The 6,786-nt window shown below is 44.5% G+C and carries 6 protein-coding genes and 1 pseudogene; all 7 read left to right on the forward strand.

The window, feature by feature from the left end; translation table 11 throughout:
- Positions 1 to 2 precede the first annotated feature (2 nt).
- The 7 genes and pseudogenes from FDX01_RS08000 to FDX01_RS08040 all read left to right on the forward strand — a co-directional run bounded on the left by FDX01_RS08000 (position 3) and on the right by FDX01_RS08040 (position 6,544).
- A complete protein-coding gene (locus FDX01_RS08000; protein WP_137399592.1) occupies positions 3 to 1,283 on the forward strand; it encodes an FAD-binding oxidoreductase in 1,281 nt (426 codons plus the stop codon).
- A 200-nt stretch (positions 1,284 to 1,483) separates the two neighbouring features.
- Positions 1,484 to 2,020, forward strand: coding sequence for a tetratricopeptide repeat protein (locus FDX01_RS08005; protein ID WP_137399593.1), 537 nt, complete (start codon positions 1,484 to 1,486; stop codon positions 2,018 to 2,020).
- Positions 2,021 to 2,388: 368 nt separating this feature from the next.
- Positions 2,389 to 3,788, forward strand: a pseudogene (locus tag FDX01_RS08015) (integrase family protein).
- A 105-nt stretch (positions 3,789 to 3,893) separates the two neighbouring features.
- Positions 3,894 to 4,343 (forward strand): hypothetical protein, encoded by a 450-nt coding sequence (locus FDX01_RS08020; RefSeq protein WP_124053099.1) that lies wholly within the window; start codon positions 3,894 to 3,896, stop codon positions 4,341 to 4,343.
- Positions 4,340 to 4,561: a helix-turn-helix domain-containing protein gene (locus FDX01_RS08025; RefSeq protein WP_003847740.1), complete on the forward strand. Its 222-nt coding sequence runs from the start codon at positions 4,340 to 4,342 to the stop codon at positions 4,559 to 4,561. Before FDX01_RS08020 ends, FDX01_RS08025 begins: the two co-directional genes overlap by 4 nt.
- A 135-nt stretch (positions 4,562 to 4,696) precedes the next feature.
- A complete protein-coding gene (locus FDX01_RS08030) occupies positions 4,697 to 5,461 on the forward strand; it encodes a hypothetical protein (RefSeq protein WP_006809977.1) in 765 nt (254 codons plus the stop codon).
- Between the two features lie 462 nt (positions 5,462 to 5,923).
- The gene (locus FDX01_RS08040) at positions 5,924 to 6,544 is read left to right on the forward strand and encodes an inovirus Gp2 family protein (protein WP_137399594.1); all 621 of its coding nucleotides are present in this window, start codon (positions 5,924 to 5,926) and stop codon (positions 6,542 to 6,544) included.
- Positions 6,545 to 6,786: the final 242 nt, after the last annotated feature.

Below are 6,786 nucleotides of genomic sequence, written 5' to 3' on the forward strand. Positions count from 1 at the left end.
TCATGACTGAACATACTCGCAGTTATTACGCCGCAAGCGCCAATCAATACGAACCATTTCCTACCCTCACCGAGTCGGTCAGCTGTGATGTTTGTGTCGTGGGAGGCGGTTATACCGGGCTCTCTTCTGCCCTACATTTAGCCGAGATGGGCTATGACGTGGTGGTGCTGGAGTCCGCGCGGATTGGTTTCGGTGCCAGCGGGCGCAACGGCGGCCAATTGGTGAACTCCTACAGTCGCGATATCGACGTCATCGAACGTACCTACGGCCCGGACACCGCCAAAATGCTCGGCAGCATGATGTTTGAAGGCGGTAACATCATCCGCGAACGGATCAAACGCTATCAGATCGACTGCGACTACCGTCCCGGTGGGCTGTTTGTAGCGCTAAACCACAAGCAGATGGAGACGCTGGAGGAGCAGAAGTCTAACTGGGAGCGCTACGGCAATACGCAACTCGAGTTGCTGGACAGCAGCGAAATTCGTCGTGAGGTTAACAGCGATTGTTATGTCGGCGCGCTGCTCGACCACAGCGGCGGCCACATTCATCCGCTGAACCTGGCGATTGGTGAAGCCGACGCCATCCGCTTAAACGGTGGACGCGTCTTCGAGCTGTCGCCGGTTACCCGTATTCAGCACACCAGCCCGGCGGTGGTCAGCACAGAGCAAGGTCAGGTCACGGCACGCTATGTAATTGTTGCCGGCAACGCCTATCTGGGTGACAAACTGGAACCGACGCTTGCCAAAAGCAGTATGCCGTGCGGCACGCAGGTATTAACCACCGAACCGCTGTCCGCCGAGATGGCGCGCTCGCTGATCCCGAAAAACTACTGCGTGGAAGACTGTAACTACCTGCTGGATTACTACCGTCTGACCGGCGATAACCGCCTGCTGTACGGCGGCGGCGTGGTCTACGGCGCACGCGACCCGGACGATATTGAACGCCTGCTAATGCCGAAGCTGCTGAAGACCTTCCCGCAATTGAAAGGGGTGAAAATTGATTATCGTTGGACCGGGAATTTCTTGTTGACGCTATCGCGCATGCCGCAGTTCGGCCGCCTCGATAACAATATTTATTATATGCAGGGCTACAGCGGTCACGGCGTGACCTGTACCCATCTGGCAGGACGCCTGATTTCCGAACTGCTGCGCGGCGATGCCGAGCGTTTTGACGCATTCGCCAGACTGCCCCACTACCCGTTCCCGGGCGGACGCAGCCTGCGTATTCCGTTTACCGCCATGGGGGCGGCGTATTACAGCTTACGCGATCGCCTTGGGGTTTAAGTTCTTGGGCTGTAAACCCGACGCACAGGGCGATCCCCCTGTGCGTTTTTTTATTTCTGGAACACGGTGATGGGCAACGTTCGTGAAGTACTACAAAAATAAACGGCAGGTCATTTTTTGGCATCAATAATCAATAAAAGCATGCCCTGTACTGTTCCGGCATGCCGGAATCTCCCTTCACACACGCACAGGACGGGATCATGAAAATGCAATTCGCTCCAAAATATCTGCCGCTGATTTGTCTGGTCTCAAGCGGGCTGCTCTATTCAGCTTCGGTAAACGCCATGGGAAATGACGATACCACGACGCCAACCTGCCCGAAGGGCCAGGTTTACGACAACAAAACCAAAAACTGTTTGCCCGAAAAAAGCAGTATGATCGACGATCAGGATAAAACACAGTATGCGTATCACCTGGCGAAAACCGGTCACTATCAGGACGCTATCAATTTACTCGATACCTTACAGCAACCCAATACGCGTGAGGCCTGGAACTATCGGGGTTATGCCACCCGCAAACTGGGTCGTACGGATGAAGGGATTGGCTATTATCAACGCTCGATTGCCCTTGATCCGCATTATGCCAAAGTACGCGAATACCTCGGTGAGGCATGGATAGTTAAGGGTCGCCCCGATCTGGCAAAAGCGGAACTGGCCACCATTAAAACCCTCTGCGGCACTCAATGCGAAGAATATCGCGACCTTAAAGCCGCGATCGACGGACACCCTGAGTCATAGGCCAGAAAGAAACGAGAAATAGCGGCAATGGCGTGCGTTTAGCTTCATTGGGGGGCATCTTTCTGAACCGAACACAGAATGCCCCCATTAATGCCACCAACAGGAACGTGATGTCTGTTGAGGCCGATTAACGCTGGAGATTTAGAAACATGTCAGATGCTAAAAAATACGGGCTTTAAGTTGATTTCGGTAGACCTGGGAAGAGTTTGAAATGGTGCCGATAATAGGAGTCGAACCTACGACCTTCGCATTACGAATGCGACGTTATTATATTTTTACCCCTTTAAAAACCTACTCTTAAAACAAGTAATTCATTATAAAACATTGTGTTATGAAAAACACCTGTTGATAAAAATTGACAGGTGTTGATGTTTATTCCCCCATTTTACTTACACCAGCAGTTACATTATGGTGATGTAACATTTCTCATCTGGAGCCCCAAAATGGCACTTCCAAGACAAAAACTCACCTTCGAGCGCATTCGAAAATTTGCTTTATCTGAAGGAAAAACCCAGGCATTTCTTTGGGATGCGGACGTAACTTCCCTGGCATGTCGGGCAACTCGCGGAACAAAAGCTTTTGTGTTCCAAAGCGTATATGCGGGAAAAACCCTTCGCATGACCATTGGCAACATTAACGATTGGAGGATTGATGATGCCAGGGCCGAAGCCAGGCGGCTGCAAACATTAATCGATACTGGGATAGATCCGCGTATAGCTAAGGCAGAAAAAATTGCTGAAGCGGAATCACAGCAGGCTGAATCTCGTAAAACGAAGGTAACCTTCACAAGCGCTTGGGAAGATTACCTTGAAGAATTGAGAACCGGAATCAGCGCAAAAACTAAACGCCCATATTCTACTCGATACATTGCCGATCACATTAACTTGTCCAGCCGTGGAGGGGAAAGTAAAAAAAGAGGCCGGGGCCCAACCTCGGCTGGACCATTGGCTAGCTTACTCGACCTACCGTTATCGGAACTAACACCAGAGAACATTGCCGCATGGCTAAGTACAGAGAGACAAAATCGGCCTACCGTCACTGCTCATGCCTACCGGCTGTTGCGTGCATTTATCAAATGGGCTAATTACCAGAAAAAATATCAGGGAATAATCCATGGCGATATTGCACAAGATCATAACGTGAGAAAAGTGGTTCCAGTATCAGCGAGTAAAGCGGGAGATTGCTTACAAAAAGAACAGTTAAAAATCTGGTTCAGTGCCGTACGTAGCCTCAATAATCCCATTGCATCGGCCTATCTCCAAGTACTTTTGCTCACCGGTGCACGGCGTGAAGAAATTGCGTCACTTCGGTGGTCTGACGTAGATTTCAAATGGTCAAGCATGAGGATTAAAGACAAGATCGAAGGCGAACGTATCATCCCTCTCACTCCTTATGTTTCTGAGCTGTTAAGTGCGCTAGCGCAATTCCCAAATTCTGACGTAAATAAGGAGGGTTGGGTTTTCAGAAGTAACAGCAAAAGTGGCAAAATTATTGAACCGCGTTCAGGACACAACAGAGCGTTAGCTCGAGCTGAGTTACCACATATCAGCCTTCACGGCTTACGCCGTAGTTTTGGCACTCTTGCTGAATGGGTTGAAGTGCCAACAGGTATTGTTGCTCAAATTATGGGACACAAACCAAGTGCACTGGCGGAAAAACACTACCGCCGTCGTCCGTTAGATCTGTTGCGCAAATGGCATGAAAAAATTGAGAGGTGGATCTTACAGCAAGCAAATATTGTAAAAAAATAACCGTTGATATGCGTTGATTTCATTTAATATCAATAGATTACAGAACAACATCCATCGTTGACATAAGTGTATTTTAAGGTTTAAATTCCATCGTCCACTTTTAAATCAGGAGATAAAGCATTATGTCTAATTCTTTGATGAGTTCTGCGCAAACTAGCTCAAAGGCTCGAATAGTACGGGTCGTGGGTAAGATCAAAGTTGTTCGTTCTAGTAAGCAGCGACAAACCTGTGCTGAGTCCATATTTCAGGAAAGACAGATGAACATCAGGATTCGAGCTGCTCTTGGACACCTCAATGAAAAAAACTCTTTATACAATAAAAACAATCGACATAAAACTTTGGGCGTTTTTTTTGCACGTATCATCTCGCACAAAAATCTGGCCGAAAACTCGCAAGGTAATGCGTCTAAATCAACTAAAAGTACCTCATCCGGCTCAAGCGAAGGTAGTGACCCTGACCCTGAAGCTTATTCAAGCTTGGCTTTTTCGTTTTCTTTTTGGTCCTTTCTTTCCCTTCTAATTTCATTACTTTTTGTATATGCCTGCATCTCAATCATTGAGGTGGTAGCATGAGCATATATGAGCAATCCAGAACATCTTTATCTGAACTTGTTTCCACAAGTGAGTTAGCACATCTATTAAACCTTAAAGCCCAAACAATTCGAAAATGGCTTTGCCAAGACAAGCTGCCTAATGGTTTACCACGCCCAAAGAAAATTAACAGCCGACATTATTGGTTACGCAAAGACATTGATAGGTTCCTATTAACCTTCTCAGTATATTGTAATTAACAGCAGCCTCAAAATCATAACTCCCCAGCTATTCTAAAGAATAGCTGGCTTAATTAACAGAAACAATCCGTCAATAAAAGATACTAAATCACCACCGTTTATCACATTTTACATTAACGAAAGTCAAGGATACATATGAAAAAACGCATCACTTTCAGCGCAAACAAAAAATCAACTATTGATGCAATCGACGACTATAGCAATGCAAAAGGATACTCTAGGTCAGAGGTGATATCATTTTTGTTAAACGCCACAGCCCCAGCATTGAATAAAATAACATCGCAATATCATATAGCTCAAACTTTGGAGTCAACATTAGGCTGTATTTTTGAAGAGAAGGCCCCCTCAATCGCACGGGGTGAGCCAAAATTAACTTACGAAGAGTTTTTTTATTCCGTCTGGAACACTCACATTCGACACCGGAACGAGGTTGTCGATCAAGATTTTTATGCGCACAAAATACCTCATGATAAGATGGGTAAGAGCGAAAAAAAATTAATTCATGAAAAGCTCTCATACATTATAAAAAGTTTCAATGTAAAAAAAGCAATTTTTATTTACACAGATCGGCGCGTGAACCGCAAACATCTCATTGCAGGAGGGTTATCTAATATCATACTGATAAAGGACACAGTCTACGATGGTTGTTTTTTTGATTTGAGCAGCATTGTGATTATGCCAATCTTTGAACTTATTACATTTGGAGTTGAGGCAGTATTGAAAAGAAATAAAACTCCCCCTAAACAATCATGCTATTGCTGGATACCAATTTATTACACAAATGATCTAGCGGTAATGGTTCCGGTAATTGCCGAAGGCGATACACCTCAAAAGGCGATGAAAGGAGGAGATGCCATCATTATTAATCCCTTTAACGGTGAAGTAAACCATACATTCTGATACCAATGTTAAGCATAACCACTTAGTTTACATACATCTCGACAGTATGGAGTTATTGCCTAATAGCTAGATGAGAGCAAAAGATGCCTACTAACAAAACAAAACCAAAGAAAATGCAGGGAAGACCTGAAGGAAGTAAATATTCTTATCTAATTCAGAATGAGAAGGCTAAGCATTACTCTCAATCCAAGGTGGCAAAGATCTTAGGAATAAGCATTTCCACGGTAAAAAGATACTGGGATAATGGTATCTTTGGATGATTATAATTGCAGAGTTACTTTTTAAGTATTTTACTGCACGGGTAATGGGTTGATAACAAGTTTTATTGTTGGAAAGGTATTATAAAGCAATCATTACTACCAACAGTTAATTAACATAACTAATTACAGACATTCAACTATGTCTTATCATATTACTATATACGGCTATCGAAAGCCGTAGGACTAGCTACAGGATCGAAACATGGAATTATATCATGGTTCCCATGGTGAGCATGTGCTCGCCTATAAAAAACATATTGAACGAGTCGTCAATGATGCTATCAGTGAATTCCCCAGAACAATGGCGTTACGTGTTGATGTACATTATCCACCTATTTTAGACAGAGGAGATACTGTTTGCTGCTTCCCTAATGTGGAGCCTGGTGCCATATCCCGTTTCCGTAATGCGTTAAATGCAATGCTGGAGGCCAATGAAAAAGCCAGAACTGCCAACGGCAAAAGAATATATCCAAACCGAGTTCGTCATGTTTGGGTAAGGGAGTTTTCCGAAGAGGGAAAATGTCATTTTCATATTGGTCTTTTTTTTAACAAAGATGCTTATTACCATTTAGGTGATTATGAGGCTGAAAGCAATTTAAGGATGATGATTGTAAGAGCATGGTATAGCGCACTGGGATTGGAACTGGATGATTATCCGGGATTGGTTCACTACCCTGAAAATTGTCGTTATATATTAGACGTCAATGATTTTAACTTTGAAGGAGAATACAATAAATTACTGAATCGTCTTGACTACCTGGCTAAACTTGATACAAAAGTATACGGAGATGGCGACCGTAGCTTCGGCTGCAGTCGCGGGTAATTTATTTTTTACAACGATGGCCTTTCTTATGGATGGAAAGGCCAAACCCATCAGTTAAAGATGGTTGTTTTACTATAATCCAACGACCTCATCCCCGATATTAGTCAAAATCATTAATTCTTTAATCTCTCGTTGTGCCAACTGTAATTCAAACTGCTCTTGAATTAACATCCACTTCGACCAACTTCCACCGACTACATGCGATAACCGGGTAATGGTGCCAACTTACTGATTTAGTGTAT

Source organism: Citrobacter sp. wls613, assembly GCF_005281195.1.
GTDB lineage: Bacteria > Pseudomonadota > Gammaproteobacteria > Enterobacterales > Enterobacteriaceae > Citrobacter > Citrobacter gillenii.

Coding starts and splice junctions, on each gene's coding strand:
- FDX01_RS08000 (WP_137399592.1), top strand. CDS start 3: ATGACTGAACATACTCGCAGTTATTACGCCGCAAGCGCCAATCAATAC.
- FDX01_RS08005 (WP_137399593.1), top strand. CDS start 1,484: ATGAAAATGCAATTCGCTCCAAAATATCTGCCGCTGATTTGTCTGGTC.
- FDX01_RS08020 (WP_124053099.1), top strand. CDS start 3,894: ATGTCTAATTCTTTGATGAGTTCTGCGCAAACTAGCTCAAAGGCTCGA.
- FDX01_RS08025 (WP_003847740.1), top strand. CDS start 4,340: ATGAGCATATATGAGCAATCCAGAACATCTTTATCTGAACTTGTTTCC.
- FDX01_RS08030 (WP_006809977.1), top strand. CDS start 4,697: ATGAAAAAACGCATCACTTTCAGCGCAAACAAAAAATCAACTATTGAT.
- FDX01_RS08040 (WP_137399594.1), top strand. CDS start 5,924: ATGGAATTATATCATGGTTCCCATGGTGAGCATGTGCTCGCCTATAAA.